This window comes from Shewanella sp. KCT (assembly GCF_007636505.1).
GTDB lineage: Bacteria > Pseudomonadota > Gammaproteobacteria > Enterobacterales > Shewanellaceae > Shewanella > Shewanella halotolerans.
Window position 1 is genome coordinate 1 of the sequence record NZ_LVDJ01000025.1, and the last position, 23,170, is coordinate 23,170.

At 54.1% G+C, this 23,170-nt stretch carries 20 protein-coding genes and 2 tRNA genes; 16 read left to right on the plus strand and 6 right to left on the minus strand.

Annotated elements, in window-relative coordinates:
• The first annotated feature begins 190 nt into the window (after positions 1-190).
• From AYI87_RS20590 to AYI87_RS20605, 4 genes are all read left to right on the plus strand, one after another.
• Positions 191-266, plus strand: a tRNA-Glu gene (locus tag AYI87_RS20590).
• 74 nt (positions 267-340) lie between these two features.
• A tRNA-Ala gene (locus tag AYI87_RS20595) sits at positions 341-416 on the plus strand.
• Between the two features lie 282 nt (positions 417-698).
• On the plus strand, positions 699-1,169 hold the full coding sequence (locus tag AYI87_RS20600; protein WP_186300688.1) for a GNAT family N-acetyltransferase: 471 nt from the start codon (positions 699-701) through the stop codon (positions 1,167-1,169).
• A 106-nt stretch (positions 1,170-1,275) separates the two neighbouring features.
• Positions 1,276-1,776, plus strand: a complete 501-nt coding sequence (locus AYI87_RS20605) for a cytochrome P460 family protein (protein WP_144204450.1) — start codon at positions 1,276-1,278, stop codon at positions 1,774-1,776.
• Positions 1,777-1,911: 135 nt separating this feature from the next.
• On the opposite strand, the gene AYI87_RS20610 is transcribed toward AYI87_RS20605, so the two are convergent.
• Complete coding sequence (locus AYI87_RS20610; protein WP_144204451.1) at positions 1,912-3,741, minus strand: ABC transporter ATP-binding protein; 1,830 nt, start codon at positions 3,739-3,741, stop codon at positions 1,912-1,914.
• Positions 3,742-3,983: 242 nt separating this feature from the next.
• Between AYI87_RS20610 and AYI87_RS20615 the strand changes: the two genes are divergently transcribed.
• The 8 genes from AYI87_RS20615 to AYI87_RS20650 all read left to right on the plus strand — a co-directional run bounded on the left by AYI87_RS20615 (position 3,984) and on the right by AYI87_RS20650 (position 13,046).
• A complete protein-coding gene (locus AYI87_RS20615) occupies positions 3,984-5,519 on the plus strand; it encodes a DNA-3-methyladenine glycosylase 2 family protein (RefSeq protein WP_144204463.1) in 1,536 nt (511 codons plus the stop codon).
• A gap of 46 nt (positions 5,520-5,565) precedes the next feature.
• Complete coding sequence (locus AYI87_RS20620; RefSeq protein WP_144204452.1) at positions 5,566-6,153, plus strand: methylated-DNA--[protein]-cysteine S-methyltransferase; 588 nt, start codon at positions 5,566-5,568, stop codon at positions 6,151-6,153.
• Positions 6,154-6,283: 130 nt separating this feature from the next.
• Positions 6,284-7,609 carry a DEAD/DEAH box helicase gene (locus tag AYI87_RS20625; RefSeq protein WP_144204453.1) on the plus strand — a complete coding sequence of 442 codons (1,326 nt, stop codon included), beginning with the start codon at positions 6,284-6,286 and terminating at the stop codon, positions 7,607-7,609.
• Positions 7,610-7,642: 33 nt separating this feature from the next.
• Positions 7,643-8,113: a dual specificity protein phosphatase family protein gene (locus tag AYI87_RS20630; RefSeq protein ID WP_144204454.1), complete on the plus strand. Its 471-nt coding sequence runs from the start codon at positions 7,643-7,645 to the stop codon at positions 8,111-8,113.
• Positions 8,114-8,240: 127 nt separating this feature from the next.
• Positions 8,241-9,758 (plus strand): phospholipase D family protein, encoded by a 1,518-nt coding sequence (locus AYI87_RS20635; RefSeq protein ID WP_260865199.1) that lies wholly within the window; start codon positions 8,241-8,243, stop codon positions 9,756-9,758.
• 94 nt (positions 9,759-9,852) lie between these two features.
• Positions 9,853-10,746, plus strand: a complete 894-nt coding sequence (locus AYI87_RS20640) for a chemotaxis protein CheV (RefSeq protein ID WP_144204455.1) — start codon at positions 9,853-9,855, stop codon at positions 10,744-10,746.
• Between the two features lie 300 nt (positions 10,747-11,046).
• Positions 11,047-12,270, plus strand: coding sequence for a serine/threonine transporter SstT (sstT, locus tag AYI87_RS20645; protein WP_144204456.1), 1,224 nt, complete (start codon positions 11,047-11,049; stop codon positions 12,268-12,270).
• A 371-nt stretch (positions 12,271-12,641) separates the two neighbouring features.
• Positions 12,642-13,046 (plus strand): hypothetical protein, encoded by a 405-nt coding sequence (locus tag AYI87_RS20650; RefSeq protein WP_011865258.1) that lies wholly within the window; start codon positions 12,642-12,644, stop codon positions 13,044-13,046.
• A gap of 84 nt (positions 13,047-13,130) precedes the next feature.
• Here the strand turns inward: AYI87_RS20650 and AYI87_RS20655 are convergent, their stop codons facing one another.
• Positions 13,131-13,784, minus strand: coding sequence for an RluA family pseudouridine synthase (locus AYI87_RS20655; protein ID WP_144204457.1), 654 nt, complete (start codon positions 13,782-13,784; stop codon positions 13,131-13,133).
• A 248-nt stretch (positions 13,785-14,032) separates the two neighbouring features.
• Between AYI87_RS20655 and AYI87_RS20660 the strand changes: the two genes are divergently transcribed.
• Positions 14,033-14,953 carry a M14 family metallocarboxypeptidase gene (locus tag AYI87_RS20660; protein ID WP_144204465.1) on the plus strand — a complete coding sequence of 307 codons (921 nt, stop codon included), beginning with the start codon at positions 14,033-14,035 and terminating at the stop codon, positions 14,951-14,953.
• Between the two features lie 104 nt (positions 14,954-15,057).
• On the opposite strand, the gene AYI87_RS20665 is transcribed toward AYI87_RS20660, so the two are convergent.
• Together AYI87_RS20665 and AYI87_RS20670 are read right to left on the minus strand one after the other, a co-directional pair.
• Complete coding sequence (locus tag AYI87_RS20665) at positions 15,058-15,708, minus strand: LysE family translocator (RefSeq protein ID WP_144204458.1); 651 nt, start codon at positions 15,706-15,708, stop codon at positions 15,058-15,060.
• A gap of 139 nt (positions 15,709-15,847) precedes the next feature.
• Positions 15,848-16,687: an AraC family transcriptional regulator gene (locus tag AYI87_RS20670; RefSeq protein ID WP_144204459.1), complete on the minus strand. Its 840-nt coding sequence runs from the start codon at positions 16,685-16,687 to the stop codon at positions 15,848-15,850.
• 208 nt (positions 16,688-16,895) lie between these two features.
• Between AYI87_RS20670 and nadE the strand changes: the two genes are divergently transcribed.
• The gene (nadE, locus tag AYI87_RS20675) at positions 16,896-17,729 is read left to right on the plus strand and encodes an ammonia-dependent NAD(+) synthetase (RefSeq protein ID WP_086023616.1); all 834 of its coding nucleotides are present in this window, start codon (positions 16,896-16,898) and stop codon (positions 17,727-17,729) included.
• A 107-nt stretch (positions 17,730-17,836) separates the two neighbouring features.
• On the opposite strand, the gene AYI87_RS20680 is transcribed toward nadE, so the two are convergent.
• A complete protein-coding gene (locus AYI87_RS20680; RefSeq protein ID WP_144204460.1) occupies positions 17,837-18,343 on the minus strand; it encodes a DUF6942 family protein in 507 nt (168 codons plus the stop codon).
• Positions 18,344-18,457: 114 nt separating this feature from the next.
• On the opposite strand from AYI87_RS20680, the gene AYI87_RS20685 reads away from it, so the two are divergent.
• Positions 18,458-20,098, plus strand: a complete 1,641-nt coding sequence (locus AYI87_RS20685) for an alpha/beta hydrolase (RefSeq protein WP_144204461.1) — start codon at positions 18,458-18,460, stop codon at positions 20,096-20,098.
• Positions 20,099-20,196: 98 nt separating this feature from the next.
• On the opposite strand, the gene AYI87_RS20690 is transcribed toward AYI87_RS20685, so the two are convergent.
• Complete coding sequence (locus AYI87_RS20690) at positions 20,197-22,365, minus strand: diguanylate cyclase (protein ID WP_144204462.1); 2,169 nt, start codon at positions 22,363-22,365, stop codon at positions 20,197-20,199.
• Positions 22,366-22,860: 495 nt separating this feature from the next.
• Between AYI87_RS20690 and tnpA the strand changes: the two genes are divergently transcribed.
• Positions 22,861-23,170: IS200/IS605 family transposase (gene tnpA / locus AYI87_RS20695; RefSeq protein ID WP_144204216.1), on the plus strand; the 310-nt coding region annotated here is incomplete at its 3' end.

A 23,170-nucleotide genomic window follows, 5' to 3' on the forward strand; every position in this document is an offset into this window, starting at 1 on the left:
CGTCTAGAGGCCTAGGACACCGCCCTTTCACGGCGGTAACAGGGGTTCGAATCCCCTATGGGATACCACTTTCTTGAGTGGTTGACTGCAAAGTTAACGATTCGATAGCGTTGAAGCATTTCTCTTACGAGATGGCCTACTGGTTTCGACGAGTATTCACTCCCTTACGGAGTCTAAATGTAAGACCGGCGTCCCATTCGTCTAGAGGCCTAGGACACCGCCCTTTCACGGCGGTAACAGGGGTTCGAATCCCCTATGGGATACCACAACTTATTTTGATAAATTTTGAAATAAGATGTTGTGTTTGTTCAGGTTTTACTGTATAGTCACAATCAGTTTCGGGGCCTTAGCTCAGCTGGGAGAGCGCAACACTGGCAGTGTTGAGGTCAGCGGTTCGATCCCGCTAGGCTCCACCAAATAAGCGTTTAGTTACGTGGAAAAAACCACCCAACAGGGTGGTTTTTTTTCGTCTGTCATTTACCTTATCGTTCCTTAGATCTACTCAGCTTCAATGGCACGAATTTGATTGGCACCTTGATGCCTCAAAATGAGGCCGTCAAATACCTACAGAGCAGGAGCCTATCCAATTGCTTGTGTCTCGCCTATTTTCGCCAAACTAATCTGCCTTCGCCGAGCGGGGCATTATGTGCCACACTTCAGGAAAATCGTTAACCTGATGAATTAGGGCAATTATGTTGATGTTCATATCTAGAGATCTCGATGTTTTCCAATCAGAATTCGACCTGTCTGAGGTTTCAAGTGAATTAGCACGAGACTTTGAGAATTTAGTGTTAGCTGATATCACACAGTGCAAGATTAATGATGTTGAGTATCTTCGTTGGGTAATGGTTGCGGTCGAAGATGAGAGTCCTATTGGTTATTGTTATTTCAGGCACCATATTAAAAAATCAGTCACTTACATCGGTCAAATCTATGTTGATAAAGAAGCAAGGGGGAAGGCCATTGCACGTAAGCTATTGAATATGACTCTTGATTTTAGTTTTAGCCTTTTACCGAACCAAGTTGAGATCCACTTTACGACAAAGGAGCTTAACACAAGTAAGTTAGTTGATTTGTTCTTTTATCGTGCGATGAAACAGAAGCGAAATGATAAATTTTTTGATATCAAAGCTACGGCCTTTTCATCCAAGCTTGAACTCGTTACATAATTCCTTTCCTAGATTACCTTCGGCAAAGCTTTCCTATTGAGACTACACTGACACACTAATAGTTAAGCCAGTAATTTGTGCTTTTCGCAACAGAGTGAGTCAGACAATGAAGACAATTCTTTTACTACTGTTATCAGCCGTTTCATTATTTTCATCAAATGGTTATGCAGCTGACAAAACGCCTTTACCTTCCCATGGCATTGACTATCCACTAGGTTGGCAGACCTGGTCAAGCATCGCCGTGTCCCATAGAACTGACAATAATACGGTGAGGGCTATTCTGGGTAATGATGTGGCTATCAAGGCCGCTCGTAGCGGTAAACATTCTCCCTGGCCTGACGGTGCCATCTTTGCGAAGGTAGTTTGGAAAGCTGGCGAATTAACCCATTGGCCGCAGGCGATAGGCCCCAAGGCTTTCGTCCATGCCGAGTTTATGTTTAAAGACTCGGTAAAGTACGCCGACACCTATGGCTGGGGCTGGGCGCGCTGGGTAGGGGAGGAGCAGACCCCCTTCGAGGGCGGCATGCAGGTCTGTATTAGCTGCCATACACCGGTTAAAGACAATGACTGGGTCTTTACCGAGCCGGCTTGGTTTCCGAATAAGTGATAAAGGTAGCCGTTTTATAGGCTGATAATGGGATGAAAAGCATCAGGCGGCAAGCCTGATATAGCGTATCGACTGACACAGCGTGCAGAAATAGCGGCTATGCCAGTCGATGGATTAGTGTCTTGGTAGAGTTATTTACTCTATACCGAGGAAGCCACCTGTCTGATGGGCCCAGAGCTGGGCGTAGATCCCACCTTGTTTGATCAGTTCCTGGTGTGTGCCTTGCTCGACAATTTTGCCCTGATCTAACACGATCAACCTGTCCATGGCGGCAATGGTCGACAGGCGGTGGGCGATGGCGATCACCGTCTTGCCCTCCATCAGCTGATAGAGACTCTCCTGAATGGCGGCCTCTATCTCAGAGTCAAGCGCCGAGGTTGCCTCATCCAGCAAGAGGATAGGGGCGTTCTTTAGCAGTACTCGTGCGATAGCGATACGCTGGCGCTGACCGCCTGACAGTTTCACTCCGCGCTCGCCCACCTGAGCATCGAGCCCGTGATTACCCTCGGGATCGCTAAGTCCTTGAATAAATTCGTAGGCCTGGGCCTGGCGGATCGCATTTTCCAGCTCTTCCTCACTTGCATCCGGCTTGCCGTAGCGTATGTTGTCGCGGATGGAACGATGCAGCAGGGAGGTATCCTGAGTCACCATACCTATGTTGGCCCGCAGCGAGTCTTGCTCCACCTCGCGAATGTTCTGTCCATCTATGGTGATGCTGCCTTGCTCCACGTCATGAAAACGCATCAGCAGATTCACTAGGGTAGACTTGCCGGCGCCCGAGCGGCCCACCAGGCCGACCTTCTCGCCGGGTTTGATCTTGAGATCGAGATCTTCTATGACGCCGCTGGCCTCGCCGTAGTGGAAGCTGACCCGGTTGAAGGCGATCTCACCATGAGAGACTGTGAGTTGGCTGGCATTGTCGCTGTCCTGAACGCTGGTGGGGCGCGACAGGGTATTCATGCCGTCGGCGACCGTGCCGATATTTTCAAACAGTGAGCTGATCTCCCACATGATCCATTGGGACATACCGTTGAGCCTGAGAGAGAGACTGACCGCCACGGCTATGGCGCCAATGGTGATGGCGTTGTCGCGCCACAGCCAGATGGAGACGGCGGCAACGCTGAAGGCGAGTAAGTAATTAATCACCTGCACGCTGACATTGATGCCGGTTACCAGACGCATCTGGCGATAAACCGTATCGAGGAAGCCTGTCATGCTCTCCTTGGCATATTGAGCCTCTTTCTGGGTGTGAGAAAACAGCTTCACAGTGGCGATGTTAGTGTAGCTGTCGACGATGCGTCCCGTCATGGTGGAGCGGGCGTCGGCCTGTTCGGTCGAGACCTGTTTCAGCTTAGGCAGGTAGTAAAATTGCAGCCCCACATAGATCATCAGCCAGACCAGCATAGGCAGCATGAGGCGCAGGTCGGCATCGGCGATGATCACCAGCATGGAAAGGAAATAGACCAGAATATAGACCAAGACATCTAGCAGTTTAGTGACCGTCTCGCGCACAGCCAGAGAGGTCTGCATCACCTTGGTGGCGATGCGCCCGGCAAAATCGTTCTGATAGAAGGCGATGCTCTGTTTAAGCAGATACCTGTGGGCAAGCCAGCGGATCGACATGGGGTAGTTACCCAAAAGCCCCTGGTAGATCACCAGGGCGTGCAGCAACACCAGCACAGGGATCACCACGAGCACCAAGATGGCCATCAGCAGTAACTTGTCACCCTGCTCGACAAACAAGGTCTCGGGGCTGTGGCTGGCGAGCAGATCCACCAGGTCGCCCATAAACGCAAACAGTGAGACCTCGAGAATCGCCAGCAGCGCAGTCAGTATCGACATTAATGCGAGCGGCAACTCGAAGCCGCGCGTGTAATGCCTGCAAAACTGATAGATCCCACGGGGCGGCTGTACCGCTTCTTGGTCGGGTAGGGCGGAAACCCATGATTCGAAACGCTTAAACATTTAAGTCCTTATAAAATTTAGGCTTATTAGGATGATAGTCGATCTGATTGCTATCACTCATCATATAGCAGGCATCATCCGAGTGCGACGAATTGTTGCTTAGATAGTTATTCTCACCATGAGTGCCGTTTTCCGCTAGTATCCAATCCCAGGCTGCATTAGAGTGGCCTTATCAAAGCAAAATGAGTCTTCTTCAAGTGAGCCAGCAAACACAAGAGTCTAGTGCAAAAGCGTGCAAAGCCATGCAGGCCGAGGCGCAGCATCCCAAGGCGGAGCAGTATCGCATCGCGCGTCTGTCACGGGATGCCAGATTCGATGGCCTGTTCTTCGTCGGCGTCTTCTCCACCGGCATCTATTGTCGTCCTATCTGCCCGGCAGTGCCTGCAAAGGAGGCCAATGTCAGGTATTTCGACGATGCCCTGTCGGCTGCTCAGGCTGGCCTGAGACCCTGTCTGCGTTGTCGTCCGGACAGCGCGCCGGGCTCAAATCCCTGGCTTGGCAAGCAGACCAGCCTGAATCGCGCCATGAGTCTCATCGACGCCGGCATCTTGTGCGGCCCCCAGGCGATCCCTATGACGGGGCTCGCCGAGCGATTAGGGATCAGCGAGCGTTATCTCAGGCAACTGTTTCACGACAGCCTGGGCACTTCGCCCAAGCAATATGCCCTGTATCAACAGTTGATGTTTGCCAAACAGCTGCTGCATCAGACCAAGATGCCGATCACTCAGGTGGCCTTTGCCGCCGGGTTTAACAGCGTGAGACGCTTTAACGAGATCTTTCGTGAGCAGCTGCAGTTGACCCCGAGTGAGATCCGTAAGGCCACGGGCCAGCCGTCGCTGCCAGTCCAGGGCCTGACACTCAAGCTTGCCTATCGTCCGCCCTATGATTGGCAACATCTGCGCAGCTTCTTCGCCCAGCGCGCCGTGCCCGAGATGGAGTGGCTAGATGAACAGAGTTATGGCCGCAGCTTCGTGCTCGGCGCCGCCAAGGGTTATTTCTGCGCTGTTCATAGTGAGCAAGAGGCCTGCTTTCATGTCACCATTCATCTCGCCGAGGCGGACTCTCTCAGCCAGCTCAAGGGGATCATCAGCCATATTCGTCGCATCCTGGATCTCGACGCCGACATGCTGACTATAGGCGATAAGCTGCAAGCGCTGGGTAAGGCTCTGCCTCAGGTATCACCTGGTCTGCGTCTGCCCGGCGTCTGGTCGCCTTTCGAGGCGGTTTGCCGCGCCATCTTAGGCCAGCAGGTGAGTGTGACCCAGGCGATCAAGCTCTTGGGGCAACTGGTGGCCGATTATGGCGAGACGATTAGCTTGAATGATTGTCATGTGCTCCTGTTCCCAAGCCCGGAGGCGCTCGTGGATGCCAGCCTAGATGGGCTTAAGATGCCGGGGATCAGAAAAGAGGCGATTCGTGCCCTGGCAGCCTTTGTGATGGCTAACCCCGAGGCGGAGATAGAAGACTGGCTGCAGATCAAGGGGATAGGTCCCTGGACCCTGGATTATGTGCGCCTGCGGGGGCTGAGCCTGCCAGACGTGCTGCTGGTTGGGGATCTCGTGGTTAAACAGCAGTTGCTTTCGAATCTAGCCTACGAGGAATCATCAGAGCAGCCACTCGCGCTAGCTGCTTGTGAGGGCGAGACAGTTGAAGAGGAAGATCCCAAGGCGGCGAAGAAGCGGGCGCAGGCACAATATCAGGCGCTCAGCCAAGAGGTGCTACGGCAGGTCGCCCCCTGGGGCAGTTATCTCACCCTGCAGCTCTGGAATCAGCAGTAGAGAAAGCCGCCCACAATGCATTTAGAAATCAACGAGGGAATTTAAAATGAGCCAACAGACCATAGATCTTCAGTACATTCCCCTAAGCCGGGACGCCGGATTAGGAGGCTATCAGGCGCTTGCCGAGCGAGTCATAGACACGCCTCTGGGAAAGGTGAGTCTGGCGGCCAATCAGTTTGGTCTGTCGCACCTGAGCTTTCTGCCCGGGCAAGATGACGACTTTGCTGCGCGTGAGGTGACCTTGGTCGCGCGCGAACAGCTGGCGCTGGAGCAGGCCGAGGCGCATCTCGATCAGGCAGAGCGCGAGTTATCCGCCTATTTTGCCGGTAAGCTGACCGCCTTTAGTCTATCCTTGGCGCCGGTAGGCACGCCGTTTCAGCATCGGGTGTGGCAGGCGCTGCTCGCTCACCCCTTCGGTGATGCGGCCAGCTATTCGGATATCGCCAGCGCGATAGATAACCCCAAGGCGGTGCGGGCGGTGGGCAGCGCCAACGGCGCGAACCGAATCGCCATTATCATTCCCTGTCATCGCATCATTGGCAAGGGCGGGGCGCTGACGGGTTACGCCTATGGCCTGGGGATTAAGCAGCAACTACTGGCCCTGGAGGCCGATGCCGTGGGCGAAAGCCTATAAGCGATCTAAGATAAGATTGGCGCCTGAGTTGATTAGGCAGTAAAGACGAGATGCAGTAAAGATTAGGTGTTTGGTCGTAAATTTAGGTACAATGCGCGGCTCTATTTTGTACGGTTAGCTAAATCTTATCATGACAACTAATGCGCTCGACCCATCTGCTCTTGAGCCCTCTGCGCCATCGGACCTGTCGCTGACAACGACCGATTTCAGTCAGTTAAATCTGGTCAAGGCGCTGCAGGCCAGACTGCATCATCTCGGTTATCAGCAGGCCACCCCGATTCAGGCAAGAGCGATCCCCGCCATCTTGGCCAGTCGCGATCTGCTGGCCGGTGCCAAGACGGGCTCGGGTAAGACCGCCGCCTTCGCGCTGCCCTTGCTGCAGAAGCTGGTGGGACAGAGAGCCGGTGGCGGCAATCATGTTGGCGCCCTGGTATTGGTGCCGACCCGTGAGCTTGCCCAGCAGGTAGCCGACAGCTTCATCAGCTATGGCGCCGAGCTGGCGCCAAGAGCCAAGGTGGTCGCCGTGTTCGGTGGCGTCTCGGTGAACAGCCAGATGTTGGCCCTGCGTGGCGGCGCCGATATTCTGGTGGCGACCCCGGGCCGTCTGCTGGACCTGCTCGGTAGCAATGCCGTTAAGCTTTCTCTGCTAAAGGCCTTAGTGCTTGACGAAGCCGATCGCATGTTGAATCTGGGCTTCACCGAGGAGCTCGGTGAGATCCTCAAACAACTGCCCGACCAAAAACAGACCCTGCTGTTCTCGGCAACTTTCCCCGAAGAGGTGCTTAGCCTCACTGCCAAGCTGCTGACCGACCCTGTCGAGATCCAGCTGCAGGAGTCGCAGAGCGCGGATATCGAGCAGCGCGTCTACACAGTTAACCGTAGCAACAAGACGGCATTGCTTGCCGAGCTTATCAAGGTGCGTCAGTGGCGTCAGGTACTGGTATTTGCCAGCGCCAAGCGCAGCTGCGATCACCTGGCGCAGAAGCTGGAGAAGCGCGGCATCAGCGCCCAGGTCTTCCATGGTGACAAGGCCCAGGGCACCCGTAGTCGTGTGCTCGATGGCTTCAAGAACGGTGAAATTACCGTGCTTATCGCTACCGACATCGCGGCCCGCGGCATCGATATCGACAAGCTTCCCGTGGTGATTAACTTCGAACTGCCAAGAAGTCCCGCAGATTACCTGCACCGTATCGGGCGTAGTGGCCGCGCGGGTGAGACAGGTGAGGCTATCTCTCTCATCAGCCACGACGAATATCATCATTTCAAGGTGATCGAGAAGAAGAACAAGCTGCGCCTGCCAAGGGAGCAGTATCCTGGCTTCGAGGCCGACGCCGAGGCGCCGCTGGATTGTCCTTCGCGCCAGGAGAAGCCTATGGCGAAACCCGAAGGCACGGGCAAGAAAAAACGTAAAAAGTTACCCAAGATCAATGACGCGATCTGGAAGCGTCCCTCATAGTAGGGCGCGTTTATCTAACAGAGTGAAACAGAGATGCAGCAGCTTTTTTGGTTAGTCGAAGGCGAACTTGCCGGTCGTTGTGGCCCCAACCTGGTGCCTTGGGATCTGAGTGAACTCAAGGAGCAGGGCGTCGGTGCCATACTCTCGGTCAATGGCGGCGATCTCTGTGAGCCTGATGAGATGGCGCGGTTAGCGTTGCGCTACGCCTGCATTCCGCTGTCGGGAAATATTCCCCCCATGGAGGGCGACGAGGCGCACTGCGTGGCTCAGCTGCCCAAGGCGCTGGCCTTTATTCGTCAGTGTGAGGCCGATGGCCTGCCAGTGATGATCCATTGCCGCTCCGGCAAAGACAGGACCGGGCTCTTGATGGCCTACTACCTGATGGAGAATGGCGCCGCGCCGCTACATGCGGTGAGCCAGGTGAGGGCGGTGCGGGATATCGCCTTTAGCGCCGAGGGCTGGGATCAATTCGTCTACGACGTCTTATACGCTTTACAGGAGTAAGGCTAACGCCTATGTTAGTGACTAGGCGTATAAATTCATGGTGTTAGGGCAAGTGATGAACCTCTCTGTGATAAGCAAAAGCATGATGCGATTGGCCTTGAAATTGATGGCTTTGACCTTGAAGGCAATGACTTTGCCCTCGAAGTTTATGACTCTCGCCTTGAGCCTGAGCCTAGTGTCGGCCTGCAGCAGTTTGCCGCCGCCCCAGCAACTTACCCCCAGCCACAAGCTGGCGGCGCCGACCGATTCTGGCCTGTATCGTTACCTCGAAGGCGATCTCAAGGCGCATCCAAACAAGACGGGCTTTCTGCCACTCTCATCCGGTGTCGATGCCTTCGTGGCCCGCCTGGCGATAGTCGATGCCGCCAGCCAGAGCATAGATCTGCAATACTACATTTATCACGACGATGAAACCGGCCGCCTGCTGATCTGGCACCTGATCGACGCTGCCGATCGCGGTGTACGGGTGAGGGTGTTATTGGACGACCTCACCACCAAGACCCTGGATGACGGCCTGGTGCTGCTGGCCAGCCATCCCAACATCGAGATACGCCTCTTCAATCCCTCCTATGAGCGCACCTTTCGCAGCTTCGCCATGTTGACCGGCTTCTCCCGCCTCAACCATAGGATGCACAACAAATCCCTAACCGTGGACAACCAGATAACCGTTGTCGGAGGGCGCAACATAGGCAATGAGTATTTCTCCAAGAATGACGATGTGGATTTTGGCGACTTCGATCTCCTGACCATAGGCGATGTGGTCGATGAGGTATCGGATCAATTCGACCGCTACTGGAACAGCGAGCAGGTCGAGAGTGTGGTCAACCTGGTGCCGCCACCGACCAGTGAGATGTATAAAGAAGCGGCCAAGATCATGGCCAGAAACAAGCAGAACTTCCTCCACGATGAGTACCTTAATCGTCTCGAACTGAGCGAGCTGCTGACACAGATCACCTCCAAGGGGCTCGCCTGGTATTGGGGCGATGCGCAGCTGCTGTACGATCCGCCCCAGAAGGCGAGCAGACAGGGTCATCAGGAGTGGTTGCTAACTGACCTTAGCCAATTCCTGGGCAAGGCGCGCAAGGAAGTACTCATCGTCTCGCCGTACTTTGTGCCTACCGACGGCGGCTGTCAGGCCCTGATAGAGGCGGCCAAGCAGGGGATCAAGATCACCATCATCACCAACAGTCTGGCGGCCACCGACGTGTTGGCTGTGCATGCGGGCTATAAGGCTTATCGCGAGCGGTTGCTGGAAAACGGCATCGCCCTGTATGAGGTGAAGGTGGACATCAACAACCGCCCCAGCGCCTGGAAGGGCAGCTCACGTACCAGCTTACATGCCAAGACCTTTGTGCTGGATAGGGCATCTGTGTTTGTCGGCTCTTTCAATTTCGACCCCAGATCGGCCTGGATCAACACTGAGATGGGGCTGATTGTCGACCAGAGCGAGTTTGCCGGCGAGATGGTGGATGAGATTCAAAAGTCCCTCAAGCGCAGCAGCTACCGCTTGGATCTTAATGATGGCGAGCTAATCTGGCATGACGATCTTAAGGGCCAAGTCTATTATGCCGACCCCGATGCCAGCTTCTGGCGTCGTTTCATGGCCGATTTTATCGGTCTGCTGCCGATAGAGTCACAGTTGTAAGGCCAATTTATCAAGGCTTGAGCATCGTCAATTTAATCTGGCTATGCTAGGGTTAAACTTATCGCTAATTAAGCATTTACGTGTCGGTAAGAATATGAAAAGTAAGGCTAGCCAATCTCAAGGCCTATTATTGTTCCGCTTATCCCATACTCAGTTGTTTGCCCTCGGCACGCTCAAGATCCGTGAACTGGTTCCCTTCTCTAAACTCAGCGCCATCCCTCAATCTCATCCTGCTATTTTGGGCGCCGCGACCGTCAGGGGCCACACCATTCCCATCATAGACATGGCCGCGGCGGTGGGCTACGCGCCCATCACGCCCGAAGAGTGCGCCAACGCCTATATCATCATCACAGATTGTCAGCGCATGGTGATGGGGTTTTTGGTGCGCAGCATAGATAAGATCATTGAGTGTAACTGGCGGGATATCGAGTCGCCGCCGGATAACCTGGGCAAGAACGCTTTTCTCACCGGGGTGACCCGGGTCGATGACAAGTTAGTGCAGCTGCTGGATGTGGAGCTGTTATTGTCCAAGATCTTCCCAGCCAGCCCAGAAACCACCCGGGCGATACTGACGGATGTGCAGCGGGAGATCCTAAAGCCGCTCAATATTCTGCTGGTGGACGATTCCAAGGTGGCGCGCAAGCAGCTTAGCGACGCGCTGGACAGCATCAATATTCCCTATCTGGTGACCTCAGATGGCAGAGACGCGCTCTCTATCATGGAGGAGGCCGCCAAGGAGGGAAGGCCGGTGGATTTGCTGGTGAGCGACATCGAGATGCCTGGGCTCGACGGCTACGAGTTGGCGTTTGAGGTGAAGAACACGCCTGCCTTGGCCGACGCCTATATCATATTACACACCTCGCTCTCGAGTGAGATCAGTGTGAGTCAGGCCCATCAGGTGGGCGCCAATGAGGCGCTGACCAAGTTTGACGCCCATGAGCTGATCGACGCCATGCTCAGGGGGGCAAAGCGGCATCAGGCCAGTTAAAGATTAGATTTTTGTTATCTTTATGATGCTAGTGGGTAATATCTAAAGCGAAATCGAGCGCTTTGCTAGACAAGACGGGGGAGTTTCTATAAAACACAGGATGAAGGAAGTTTAACCTTGGGCCAGATCCTGTGTTTGACACCAGCTTTTACTCTCATCCTTAGTACGTTTTGGTCATAGCGGCCATGCGTGACCAAGGCGAGAGACGATAAATAACATAAAGAAAGCTGTTCTGCTCAGCGAACGTTGACGGCGATGAGCAAAGGTTAAATTCAATTAATTATAATGATAGGTCAATCAATGAATCAAAATCGTTCCTTATTTGCCAAGTTGGCAGATGGCAGCTTAGTGCTGCAAATTATCTTGGGGATCATTGCCGGGGTTGCCCTGGCGAGTTTTTCACCTTCCTCGGCAGAGAGTGTCGCCTTTTTAGGTGATCTGTTTGTCGGCGCGCTAAAGGCGATTGCGCCGATCTTAGTGTTTATTCTGGTGGCGGCCTCGATTGCCAATCAGAAGAAAAACACCAAGACCAATATGCGACCTATCATAGTCCTCTACCTCTTTGGTACCTTTGCCGCGGCGATCACCGCAGTGACCATGAGCTTCCTCTTCCCCACCTCTCTGGTGCTGGTAAGCGGCGCCCAAGGTGCGACGCCGCCGGAAGGGATTGGCGAAGTCCTCAATACCTTGCTCTTTAAGGTGGTCGATAATCCGGTTAACGCCCTGATGACGGGTAACTACATAGGCATCCTGGCCTGGGGTGTGGGCCTGGGCATCGCTCTGCATCACGCCTCTGAGAACACTAAGACGGTATTTGCCGATGTGAGCCACGGCGTCTCTCAGATGGTGCGCTTCGTGATCCGTCTGGCGCCTATCGGTATCTTCGGCCTGGTGGCTAACACCTTCGCCGCAACCGGTTTCGAGGCGATTGCCGGCTATGCTCAACTGCTTGCCGTGCTGCTGGGTTCTATGTTGATTATCGCGCTTGTCATCAACCCGCTTATCGTCTGGTTTAAGATCCGCCGTAACCCTTATCCGCTGGTATTTACCTGCCTCAGAGAGAGCGGCGTGACCGCCTTCTTTACTCGCTCGAGCGCGGCCAACATCCCGGTGAACATGGCTCTGTGTGAGAAACTGGATCTGCATGAAGATACTTTCTCGGTATCTATTCCACTGGGCGCGACCATCAACATGGCGGGCGCGGCGATCACTATTACTGTATTGACCCTGGCGGCGGTGCACACAGAAGGGATCCAGGTCGATATTCTGACCGCGATTCTGTTGAGCGTCGTAGCGGCGGTTTCGGCCTGTGGCGCCTCTGGGGTGGCCGGTGGCTCGCTGCTGCTCATCCCGCTGGCCTGTAGCCTGTTTGGCATCTCTAACGATGTCGCCATGCAGGTGGTCGCCGTGGGCTTCATCATTGGCGTGATTCAAGACTCGGCGGAGACCGCCCTTAACAGCTCCACCGACGTGCTCTTTACCGCGGCGGCCTGTGAGGCGGCCGAGCGTCAGGCGGAGATATAAGCCAGTGTTAGCCTGAGTAATAAGTTTTCGAATTGAAAAGGAGCCGCTTGGCTCCTTTTTTGTGTCTGGCTTTTTTAACTGGTTTTGTGCCTGAATCGTTTGTCTAGATTTGTGTTTGGACCGATTTAGGCCTCATGGCATGAGCCGATGCGGCCGATAAGGTTTAGAGAGTGACGGCTTTGGCGTGTTGAAAAAAATTTGTATTACACTTTACTTAAATAATGCATTAAAAGTGATTTAGATCGCGTTTTTATTTCCGCTCTAGGTTACAATTTCACACAAAGGAGACGACAAGTCGGTTTAACTTGTTGGTTTATGGTTGCTTTTTCACAATGTTGTAACATTTGCGGTAATTTAGAGGTTAAATAAATATGAGTTCTGAGCTTAGGGTAATGTTAGGCAATGCCAGTGCTAACGGTTCACAGTCATTACTTCAAGTTATCGAAATGTCGGTTGTCGAAAAGCGCAAACGTTTACGTTGGCAGGAGCAAGATATGGAAACACGCGAAATTATTGGCCAGTGGATAGATGAGCGCCCCTCTCTGGGCGACAAGATCACCCTTTATCGTCAAGGCGATAAGCTGTTTCTAGAGACCTGGTATAACGATGGTTGCCATAGTTTTGATGAGATGCAGGCAACTAGACTCGATAATGGCCTCAAGCTTGAAGATCTCGGTGGTAACCTGTTCGGCGAATACTTCCTGCTCTCCGACGACAACAACCTGCAATTCTGCAACAGCAGTGAATGCTTCTATACCGCCAAACGCGCGGCATAAGCTAAGAAGAAAGGCGCCAGTTAGGCGCCTTTTTTGTGTCTAGCTTTACCGCTCCAGAGAGTCGCCTCCTGAAAAGCAAAGGCTTTAGAAGGGATGCAGACTCGAGAAGCTCAGTCTGGTCTGCTTGTAGGGATGAGTGATACTCAGGTGCTCGGCATGCAGGTGCAGACGCGGCGCGGCGGCGATAATGGTTTCGTCGCCATAGAAATCATCACCCAGTATGGTGTGGCCCAGCGCCTTCATGTGTAGTCTGAGCTGGTGGGTTCGCCCCGTGATCGGCTTGAGTTTCACCAGAGTGCTGTTGCTTCGCCGCTCTAGCACCTCAAAATAGGTGGTCGCCGGTTTGCCATCCTCGGCAATCTTCTGTAGCGGCGGTTGCTCGCTATCGGGTTTCATCGCCAACTCTATCTTGCCACTGTCCTGGCTCATCAGGCCCGCAACCTCGGCCACATAATATTTCTCTGTGGTGCGGTTTTGAAACTGGGTCTTGAGGTGAGACTCGGCCTTCTTGTTGAGGGCGAACACCATGATGCCAGAGGTGGCGCAGTCGAGCCTGTGCACCAGGATGGCTTCGGGAAAACGCTGCAACAGACGGTTGATGGCGCAGTCATGGGTCTGTGCGGCGCGGCCGGGATTAGACAACAGGCCAGATGGCTTGTTGATTATGATGATGTCGCGATCTTGGTAGCGTATGTCTAGCCAGGGAATAGCCGGGGGCTGGTAACTAAAAATTTTCATCGTCTCTCCTCGGCGGCGATCCTAACAAAGAATCCCGGTCCTGCCTATCCTATGGGCATCGGTTTGCGCCCCACTTGGCGTCTTTCATTTCACCTTGGCTGCGATTTTACGTCTGGGTTTACAAAGCCTGGCGAGTTGAATTTTCTTAAGCTTGCTCACAGGTGCGCCGAGTTTAGGTATCATGGGGGAATGTGGCCCCGCCAATAAAGAGCGGCTTGGCCGAGGCAGAGAACAAGATGGAAGATAAGATGACAGAGCAACAAGGTTATTGGATTGGTGAGGCGGGTAAGCCCTGGGGCGATGCGGAAAAAGTAAAGTGGCGAGCCGCGCAGCAGAAGAAACGCTCCTATGAGCAGGAGGTGCTGAGCAAGTTCAGCCAGGTGAGCGAGAGCTTCGAGGCGCAGCAGTATGGCGAGCTTAACTATGCCGAGGGCCTGTATCCGCTCTATGGCTTTAAATCTCGCGACTGGGATCAGGAAAAGCCCACTATCTTGGTTACCGGCGGCGTCCATGGCTACGAGACCAGTGGCGTGCAGGGCGCGCTACGTTTCTTAATCGCCAAGGCAAGTGAGTACAGCCAGGATTTCAATATCCTGGTCGCCCCCTGTGTCAGCCCTTGGGGCTATGAGACCATCAATCGCTGGAATCCCGAGGCGATTGACCCTAACCGTTCTTTCTATGCCGACAGCCCGGCTCAGGAGTCCCGCGCCCTGATGCAGTGGGTAGCGAGCTTTAACCTGCCCTTGATGGCGCATGTTGACCTGCATGAGACCACTGATACAGATAACAGCGAGTTTCGTCCAGCTTTAGCTGCAAGAGATGCCAAGGTGCAGACTAACTGGAATATTCCCGACGGTTTCTATCTGGTGGGGGACAGCGAGAACCCTAACGATGAGATGCAGGCGGCCATCATAGCGGCCGTGGGCAAGGTGACCCATATCGCCCCCGCCGATGACCAGGGACGATTGATAGGTGAGCCCATCACTCAGTTTGGAGTGATCAACTATGCGACCAAGGCGCTGGGCCTGTGCAGCGGCTTTAGCGATGCCAGATACAACACCACTACCGAGGTCTATCCAGACAGTCCGCTGGTGGACGATGAAAACTGTATCCAGGCCCAGGTGATGGCGGTAAGCTCGGCGCTGGATTATATCCGCAGCCAGGGCTGAGCTAGTCAATCAGCTTCACCAGAGTAAGCCCGGGCGCCGCTGTATTTACGGCCGAGGGCTTCACGGTCAAGGTCTTCACGGCCAAGGTCTTCACGGGCGAGAGCTTAACGGCCAAGGGCGCCGGTGAGGATCACTCCGGCGACGAAGATAAAGAGCAATCCGGTCAACAGGTTGATCAGTGGGGTTGCTCTTTTCATTTTGAGCTGCATCTTGGGATGAGACAGCACCAGGGCGATCAGGCTAAACCACCCCAGTGAGAGGGCGAACATCATGGCGGTGGCGGCCACCTTAGTGCTCAGGGTCACCTCAGGGGTGATCAGGGTCGAGAATAGTGTGATGAAAAATACCAACGCCTTGGGGTTGAGCAGGTTGGTGGAGACTCCCTGCATGAATCCCTGAGCCGCGCCGAGTCCACGACCGGCCTTACTTGCCGCATTTAGATGCGCCTCATCGCGCCAGTGGGCGATGGCGGCGCGTATCGCGCCTATGCCCATCCAGCCCAGGTAGCTGGCACCAATCAGCTGCACCGCCATGAAGAGGTTAGGGGAGCCCTTGATGATAAGGCTTACCCCGGTGAGGCTCAGCAGCGTGTGTAGCGTGATGGCTACCGCCAGGCCCAGCGCGGCGGCGACCGCCGTGCGTCTGTGCTCTTGAGCGGCCAGCCTGACCACCAGGGCGAAATCCGGGCCTGGGCTGGCCAGGGCGACCGTGTGTATGACGGCCAAAGAGAAAAGCAGTTGCAGCTGTAGTTCCATCTGTGTTGAGCTCTCACGCGTTAAATTTAAATCGATGTTGCCATAGTAAGCCTATCCGCGGCGCCGGGATTGTAAAATATTGCGCGTTTGCTGTTAGGCCAGATGTTTTTTGTCTGTGGGCTAACCTATCACTAACCTATCAGGGCGTGACCCGTTTCTGAAAATGGGCCGGAGTGATCAAAAACGCCCGCTTGAACGCCTTGTTGAAATGGCTCTGATCGAAGAACCCTAAGTCATAGGCGGTGCTGATGGCGCTGTCGCCTCGCATCAGCGCCTTCTTGGCATATTCCAGCCGCAGGCGTTTCAGGTAGGCGTGGGGCGTCATGCCGGTGGCCGCCTTGAATTGACGTAAGAATTGAAACTTACTCAAACCGATGGAGAGCGCCAGATGCTCCAGCTCGAACTCCTGATCCAGCCCTTGGTGGAACTGCTGCTTGATGTTGTCCAGCTGGGCGCCGCTTAACCTGGCCTGGCTGTTCGGCAGGTTACGCAGCTTGCCATGGCGATAAAACAGCTCGCTGATAAAACCGAGCAGTAGCGTCTCTGCCTCCAGCGGCGTGATGTTGGCCTGATGCAGGGTAAGCTGGTTGTGCAGGCGGATGAAATAGGCCCTCAGCTTAGGGTCGTCCAAGATAGGCGTGCTGAAGTAGAGCTCGCCCTGGTTGAGCGCCTCGCCGACCTGTTGCACATAGCTGGTGGGCAGAGACATCACCAGCGCCTCATAGCCGCCATCGGCGATACTCTGACCGTTGTGGCTCTCGTCCGGATTCAGGGTGGATATGTTGCCCGGCGTCAGGCGGTACTCGCTGCCCCTGTGGTGATAGCGTTGGCCGCCATGGCTGACCACGCCTATGTGGTAGTCCAGATGCACATGTTTCTCGAAGGCAAAATGGGTAAATTGCGCGCGGCTAAGCTCCATCTCTTTCAAGATGCTCGCCTGCCAATAATCTATCTTCTCTACCGCGCTTGTTGCCATCATCCCGCTTCGCTTGACTCCTGACCGGCCCCTCCGATCGTCTGATTAGCCAGTGTAGATCAGGGCGTTTTCCCCTGACTAGTAAATAATTGCAGCCTCTCGACCCATTTATTGGATTGGGGCGAGCTTAGGTCGTGAATTTCCCGAGGATTTGGCTCATAATGGTCAGCTTAGAATCATGCTGACAGTTAACCTAAGTGGAGTCGGACCAGTGAAAGGACAGATCATACGTGAAATGAAGGTGCAGCCGCATATCGAGGTGGAATATGAGGTGCAAAGACGTATCGCCTTTATCAAAGCGAAACTCAAAGAGGCGCGCGCCACCAGTCTCGTGCTGGGGATCAGCGGTGGGGTAGACTCCTCACTGGCGGGCCGTCTGTGCCAGCTAGCGGTGGATGAGCTGAACAGCGAAGGCGAATATGAAGGCAGCTATCAGTTTATCGCGGTGCGTCTGCCCTTCAAGGTGCAGAAGGATGAAGATGAGGCGCAGATGGCCTGTCAGTTCATTCAGCCCAGTAAGCTGGTAACGGTCAACATAGGTGAAGGGGTCGAAGGGATCCATCATCAGACCCTGGCGGGCCTCGAAGTGGCCGGCGTCATCTCTCACCCTCACAGCAATGTCGATTTCGTGAAGGGGAATGTGAAGGCCAGAATGCGTATGATCGCTCAATATGAGATCGCCGGCCTGACTGGTGGCCTGGTCGTGGGCACCGACCACAGCGCCGAGAATATCACCGGCTTCTACACCAAGTGGGGCGATGGTGCCTGCGATCTGGCGCCGCTGTTTGGTCTGAGCAAGCGTCAGGTGCGCCAGCTGGCGGCGGCACTGGGCGCACCTAGTGTGTTGGTCGATAAGGCGCCGACGGCGGATCTCGAGTGTGACAAGCCACAGCTCGAAGATGAAGTCGCCCTGGGCCTGACCTATGATCAGATAGATGATTTCCTCGAAGGTAAGCCGGTAGATGCCGCGGTCGAGGCGCGCCTGATCGCCATCTACAACGCGACCCAGCACAAGCGTAAGCCAATCCCGACGCTATACGACTAGCGCCGCCATGACTCATCTAGCTGAATGAGTCACAGGAAGCAGAATCGATAAAGGCGCCTCGGGCGCCTTTTCCTTTGGTGAGGCCTGTTGGGTTCAGGACCCATCGGCTAGTCGGTGTGCAATTTGCGAAGCTCACGCAAATCCGCTATCAGGGCGTTGGGACACTGGCGATAATCCAGATAGGGCAGCAGGTAGATTTGGCTGTTGTTCTCTTGCTGGTGTGTAAAGGTCTTGGGGTCACTCAAGGGCGTCAAGCCCAGGGCGATGGCGCTCTGCTGGCCACAGACATAATGTTCCTTGGCCATGGGTGAGAGAGCATCGGCGCCGAAACGTATCTGCTCGTCGCGCTGTAATAGCTTGTGCATGTAGCCGCGCCAGTCGTCGTCCGGCGCGCTCAGTTTTGCCATGATCACTAAGATCTTGCGCCAGTTATTGCCGTTGAGGGCGATCAGGCTCTCTAAACTGCCTATATTTAAGCTAGTTATTTCTATGTCAGTTTTATTTAAGTCGGCTGGCTGGGCAAGCTGCCAGTCGGCAGGCAGAAGGGGAGGCGTTGGCAGATAAAAACAGCGCTTGGCGTCATCCTGCCCTAAGGGCTTCACATTCTTAGACATATTATTCATTCCATGGGCTTTGGGACTGGAGTTTACGCAATAAAGCCGTGTATGTTAATGGTTAACGGACTTGCAGCGCATCAGCGCGCACATGGAGCCTAGCGGTCATTTCTCATGAAAACATTGCTGATTCACTCGACAAAACATCTTTCCATCGCCGTCACCTATGCCTGTCTCGGCATTATCGCGGCCGCGCTCGCCTTTGGGGTCTGGTTTTTAAATGCCCGTCCCGACCTGTCCATCTGGCATTCGACCATGCTCGAGCATCAGTTTCGCCTCGATAGCGAGGTAGACGATTTCCCGGCCTATCAGGCGCTGGAGGCCAAGCTGTTCGAGGAGGTGGAGAGTAAGATCTATAGCCGCACCCAACACCTGGATCAGCCCCTCAATCGCTATTGGCATGGCAGCTTTGCCGACCCAGACAACTGGCCTAAGGCCTGGAATCGCAGCTATGAGTGGGCCAAGCCAGATGCCGAATTTGGGGTCCTGTTGCTGCACGGCATGTCAGACTCTCCCTATGCCTTGTCGCACTTTGCCGAGCATTTTATGGGGCGCGCTCACCTGCTGGGGCTAAGATTGCCGGGCCATGGCACCATACCCTCTGGCTTGGTTGAGCTGAAGTGGCAGGAGATGGCCAGGGCGGTGGAGCTGGCGACCCAGCATCTCAAGCAGCAGCTGGGTGATAAGCCTCTGTATGTGGTGGCCTTCTCTACCGGTGCGGCGCTGGCGTTAAACCATGAGCTCGAGCGGCTCGCGCATAATTCGACACTGAGTTACCGCGGCATGATCTTCCTCTCGCCAGCTATAGGCCTGTCGCCGGTGGCGGCCGGTGCCAAGTGGCAGGACAGGTTAGGGCGGCTGTTGGGGCTGGAGAAGCTGAGCTGGAACTCGATTCAGACCGAGTACGATCCCTTTAAATACAACTCCTTCGCTGTCAATGCCGGCGATGTGGTCTATCAGCTGGCAGAGCGCAATCAACAGCTGATGCAGGCCATGCCCCAGGAGCAATTGGCCGAGCTTGCAGATATCTTAACCTTTCAGTCGGTGGCCGACGCTACTGTCTCGACGCCGGCTGTGGTGAGTAATCTCTATGGGCGTCTGCCTTCGAAACAGCATCAGCTGGTGCTGTTTGATATCAATCGCCAACCCCTGAGCCTGGCCTTGGTGGTGAGCGATCCGCTGACCGCCTTGTTGCCTTCCCTCAGTCTCGATGCCCCAAGATTCGATCTGACTCTGGTGCAGAATCGCCGCTCTGGTCAAAATCAAGATCAGGGTCAAGAGCAGGTTGTGCAAACTGTGCTTGCTCAAAGCGAACCGTCACATCATAAGCGGTCACAAAATAAGCCTTCACAAAACGAGCCGCTAAAGAGTCTCGACGAGGTCGAGGCCAACAGGTATAGGCCAGGGCAAGTGGTTGTTCATCAGCCCTTAGGGCTCAGTTGGCCGGCGGGCATCTATTCGCTCTCTCATGTGGCCCTGCCTTATCCCGCGAGCGATAGCCTGTACGGCACGGCGTTCGTGAAGGGGAGTCACAGGGTGCAGATTGGCGCGGCGGCTACCCGCGGGGAGCGCGGCGTGCTGGGGGTGTCGGCAGCAGAGGTGCTCAGGCAGAAATGGAATCCTTTCTTCCCTTATCTGTTAGAGCGGGTGGATAGCTTTATCCAGGCGCGCCAAGGGGCTAATGTCACGCCTTCAAACGAGCCAGCCGCCAATGCGGCTGATCCTGGGTCGTTAACAGAAGGCCAGGCTCGGTAAGAGAGACCAAGTTATATGAGCCTAAGTTAAAAAGCCTAGGGGCTAAAAGCGCGTAAGTTAAAACTGCGTGAGCTAAAAACCGTAAGTGAAAGCCGGCGTTAGCTTAGCTGATCTTCGGCCGACAGCAGGGAGCAGATCACCCGGTTACGACCATTCTCCTTGGCCTCGTACAGGTTAAGGTCGGCCATCTTAAACCAATGATCTATGTCGTTCATGTAGCCGGCATTGCTGATCACCGCGCCGATACTCACGGTCAGGCTGATCGCTGCCTGGCCCGGCACCTCTATCTGATGCTCGGCGACCAGCTCCTTAAACTGATTCAGATGCTGTTCTACCTGCAGGGCGTTGCACTGGGGGAGCACCACCAAAAACTCTTCACCACCATAGCGAGAGACAATATCCGTGTCCCGCTTAAAGAACTGCTTCATCAGTTCTGCCAGGGCGATCAGGGCACTATCGCCTATCTGGTGGCCATAGGTGTCGTTGATCTTCTTAAAGTGGTCGATATCTATGATGCAGAACGCCAGTGCCGCATAGCTGCGCTTGCACATATCGTGAATATTGCCGAAATGATTTTCCACGTAGCGGCGGTTGTAGAGTTGAGTCAGCTCATCGCGCTCCGCCAGCGCCTGCAGCTTGAGGTTGGCATCTTCCAGCTCAACCGTACGCATTGCCACCTTTTCCTCCAGCTCCAGCTGGTAGCTGATCAGCTCCTGCTTACTCTTCTGAATGCTGCTGGAGAGGGCGTAGATCTCCTGGGGCGTGGTGTCTGCCATCGCTTCATCCTGATGTTCGGCCATACCCCACTGGCTAAATTTCTTGGCGATGGTCTCAAGCGGCTGGGTCAGGCGATTACTGATCACCTTGATCAGCAAGATGGTGATGATAAAGGCAATAAACAGCAGGCTGAAGGTGGTCAGGTACTGTTGCTCCACCTGCTTCACCAGTGGCGAGAAGGGCATCACCACATAGAGTGACCAGCCATTTTTCAGCACATATTTGGCGTAGGCGAACTCAGGGTTAAAGCTGTCGAGATTGCGAAAGTTGATCATGTTCAGGCTGGTGCGGTAGCGCTGCCCCGAGGTGGAGACCTTAAGCGGGGTCAAGGGCGCCAGGTTGAGCATCTCCGAGGCATAGATCACCAGGCCGTTCTCGTCGGTGAGCACCATGGCCTGCTCGTTAAACTCACGGTTGCGTTCATCGATACTGGCGAACTTGGTAAGGTTCAGCGAGCCTTCGATGATCCCTATGGGGCTGACCGGGTTGTCCTTGGAATAGAGCGGCGCACTGATGGCGACTATGGGATCGGTACCAAAACCCCTCCCCAGGAAGGCCGGAGAGATAAAGGTCAGCTGATTGTAGAAGGCCTCCTGAAAATAGTGCCTGTCGCTGATGCTGAGATCTTTGTTCTTAACGGCGTGCTTGTCCAGGCGTGAGATGGGGCTGGCCGCCGAGATAAACCCCTTGTCGTCGGCTATCAGCATAGAGATAAAAAACGGGTAACTCTGGTGCAGCTTAGACAACAGGCTCTGCCACTGGGCCGCATCATAGTTAGACAGGCTCAGCCAGCGCGCCGCGTTGTCTATGGCGCTGATGTGCCCCTCGATAAAGCTCTCTGTGGCCTTGCCAAGGTGGGCGGCCGAGTCTTCCAGGTTGAGCTTCACATCCCGCTGCTGCTGATCGATGGAGTTGTTGTTGAAGATCAGTGCCGATACCAACAGGGCCAGGGTCAACACCTGGGTAAAGGTGTAGGTGAGCTGGGCGTTGAAGCTTTTGCGCTTCTTATTCATCAGTTTGCCGTCGATATGCAGCTGACTGGGCAACATGGTGACGCAGATGGCGCCGAGCGCCGTATAGAGCATGCCGTTAATTCCCTGCTTGAGGGTGATAAAGGTCATGTAGCTGTTGGGCATCTGAAACACCAGGTTGGCGTACAGATAGAAGAGCGGCATGCCCAGCAAGAGCCAGAAGGTGATGTCCGCATACAGGGTGTAGAACTCTTTGCGTCGCGCATAGCCCAGCCACAGCGCCTCTAACGGGAACAGCAGGAACATATGCCAGCTGTCCCAGGCAATATAGAGGCCGGTGGCACACAAAATTGAGGTTAACAGGGCATACCAGGGACCGAGGAAGATGGCCACGATCACGAAGAAGAGGTTACCAATGATCAGCTGCTGGTTACCAAACAGGGGAATAGGTGCCAGGTTGACCAGCAAGCCCAGTAGACCCAGTAGCAAGGCAAACCCAAGGTGATTCTTATTGATCAATTACTTTCTTCCCTAATCTTTCATTGACGACGCAGATAACGCTGACAGAACTGTCATAGCGGATGCTCTCTGCCGGCGCCCTTAATAGGCATTCATCGGCCGCACTCTGAGCCTTTTGCTAGGCCTGTATCGATACTGACACGCTTAAATAGGAGTGTAAGGGAATCCCCAGTTAAATGCTAACCAAATGTTTCTTATCACTCTTTTGTGGTTTTTAGAGGACTTGTTTTTCAGTGAGAACATTGACTAAGAGTTTGGTTAAGAATGAGGATGTTTGATGGGGATAGTAATTTGCTGTATTTGTGGCGAGAAAGCAGAGGAGATCTTTTGAATTACTGTGTACAAAAAGGACTACCAACAGGTAGTCCTTTTTATTGGCAATCTGAAACCACCTCCTATGGAGGTGGTGATCGTTCCTTCTGGGCTATGCCCGTAGAGTGCTCATGCTAGATACTCACACTTGTTTGTTACCAGCAAATAAACGGAGTAAATAGCATGAGCAGATATGAATCCGCTTCTCACGTTTTCTATCGTTGCCAGTATCACATTGTGTGGACCCCGAAGTATAGATATAAGATTTTGAGAGGAAATGTTGGCAAGGAGCTTTATCGAAGTATTTATGTGTTTTGTAGCATGAAGAAATGTTCTGTTGTGGAATTGAATGTTCAAGTAGATCACGTACATCTTGTGGTAAGAACTCCTCCAAGCTTGAGTGTTTCAGAGCTAATGGGGACTTTGAAAGGTCGTACGGCGATAAGGTTATTTAATAAATTTCCATACTTACGAAAGAAGAAGTTATGGGGTA

Coding starts and splice junctions, on each gene's coding strand:
- AYI87_RS20660 (WP_144204465.1), top strand. CDS start 14,033: ATGACAGAGCAACAAGGTTATTGGATTGGTGAGGCGGGTAAGCCCTGG.
- AYI87_RS20605 (WP_144204450.1), top strand. CDS start 1,276: ATGAAGACAATTCTTTTACTACTGTTATCAGCCGTTTCATTATTTTCA.
- AYI87_RS20680 (WP_144204460.1), bottom strand. CDS start 18,343: ATGTCTAAGAATGTGAAGCCCTTAGGGCAGGATGACGCCAAGCGCTGT.
- AYI87_RS20650 (WP_011865258.1), top strand. CDS start 12,642: ATGAGTTCTGAGCTTAGGGTAATGTTAGGCAATGCCAGTGCTAACGGT.
- AYI87_RS20655 (WP_144204457.1), bottom strand. CDS start 13,784: ATGAAAATTTTTAGTTACCAGCCCCCGGCTATTCCCTGGCTAGACATA.
- AYI87_RS20665 (WP_144204458.1), bottom strand. CDS start 15,708: ATGGAACTACAGCTGCAACTGCTTTTCTCTTTGGCCGTCATACACACG.
- AYI87_RS20685 (WP_144204461.1), top strand. CDS start 18,458: ATGAAAACATTGCTGATTCACTCGACAAAACATCTTTCCATCGCCGTC.
- AYI87_RS20670 (WP_144204459.1), bottom strand. CDS start 16,687: ATGATGGCAACAAGCGCGGTAGAGAAGATAGATTATTGGCAGGCGAGC.
- AYI87_RS20630 (WP_144204454.1), top strand. CDS start 7,643: ATGCAGCAGCTTTTTTGGTTAGTCGAAGGCGAACTTGCCGGTCGTTGT.
- AYI87_RS20610 (WP_144204451.1), bottom strand. CDS start 3,741: ATGTTTAAGCGTTTCGAATCATGGGTTTCCGCCCTACCCGACCAAGAA.
- AYI87_RS20620 (WP_144204452.1), top strand. CDS start 5,566: ATGAGCCAACAGACCATAGATCTTCAGTACATTCCCCTAAGCCGGGAC.
- AYI87_RS20600 (WP_186300688.1), top strand. CDS start 699: ATGTTCATATCTAGAGATCTCGATGTTTTCCAATCAGAATTCGACCTG.
- AYI87_RS20625 (WP_144204453.1), top strand. CDS start 6,284: ATGACAACTAATGCGCTCGACCCATCTGCTCTTGAGCCCTCTGCGCCA.
- AYI87_RS20640 (WP_144204455.1), top strand. CDS start 9,853: ATGAAAAGTAAGGCTAGCCAATCTCAAGGCCTATTATTGTTCCGCTTA.
- AYI87_RS20615 (WP_144204463.1), top strand. CDS start 3,984: ATGCAGGCCGAGGCGCAGCATCCCAAGGCGGAGCAGTATCGCATCGCG.
- AYI87_RS20635 (WP_260865199.1), top strand. CDS start 8,241: ATGACTTTGCCCTCGAAGTTTATGACTCTCGCCTTGAGCCTGAGCCTA.
- sstT (WP_144204456.1), top strand. CDS start 11,047: ATGAATCAAAATCGTTCCTTATTTGCCAAGTTGGCAGATGGCAGCTTA.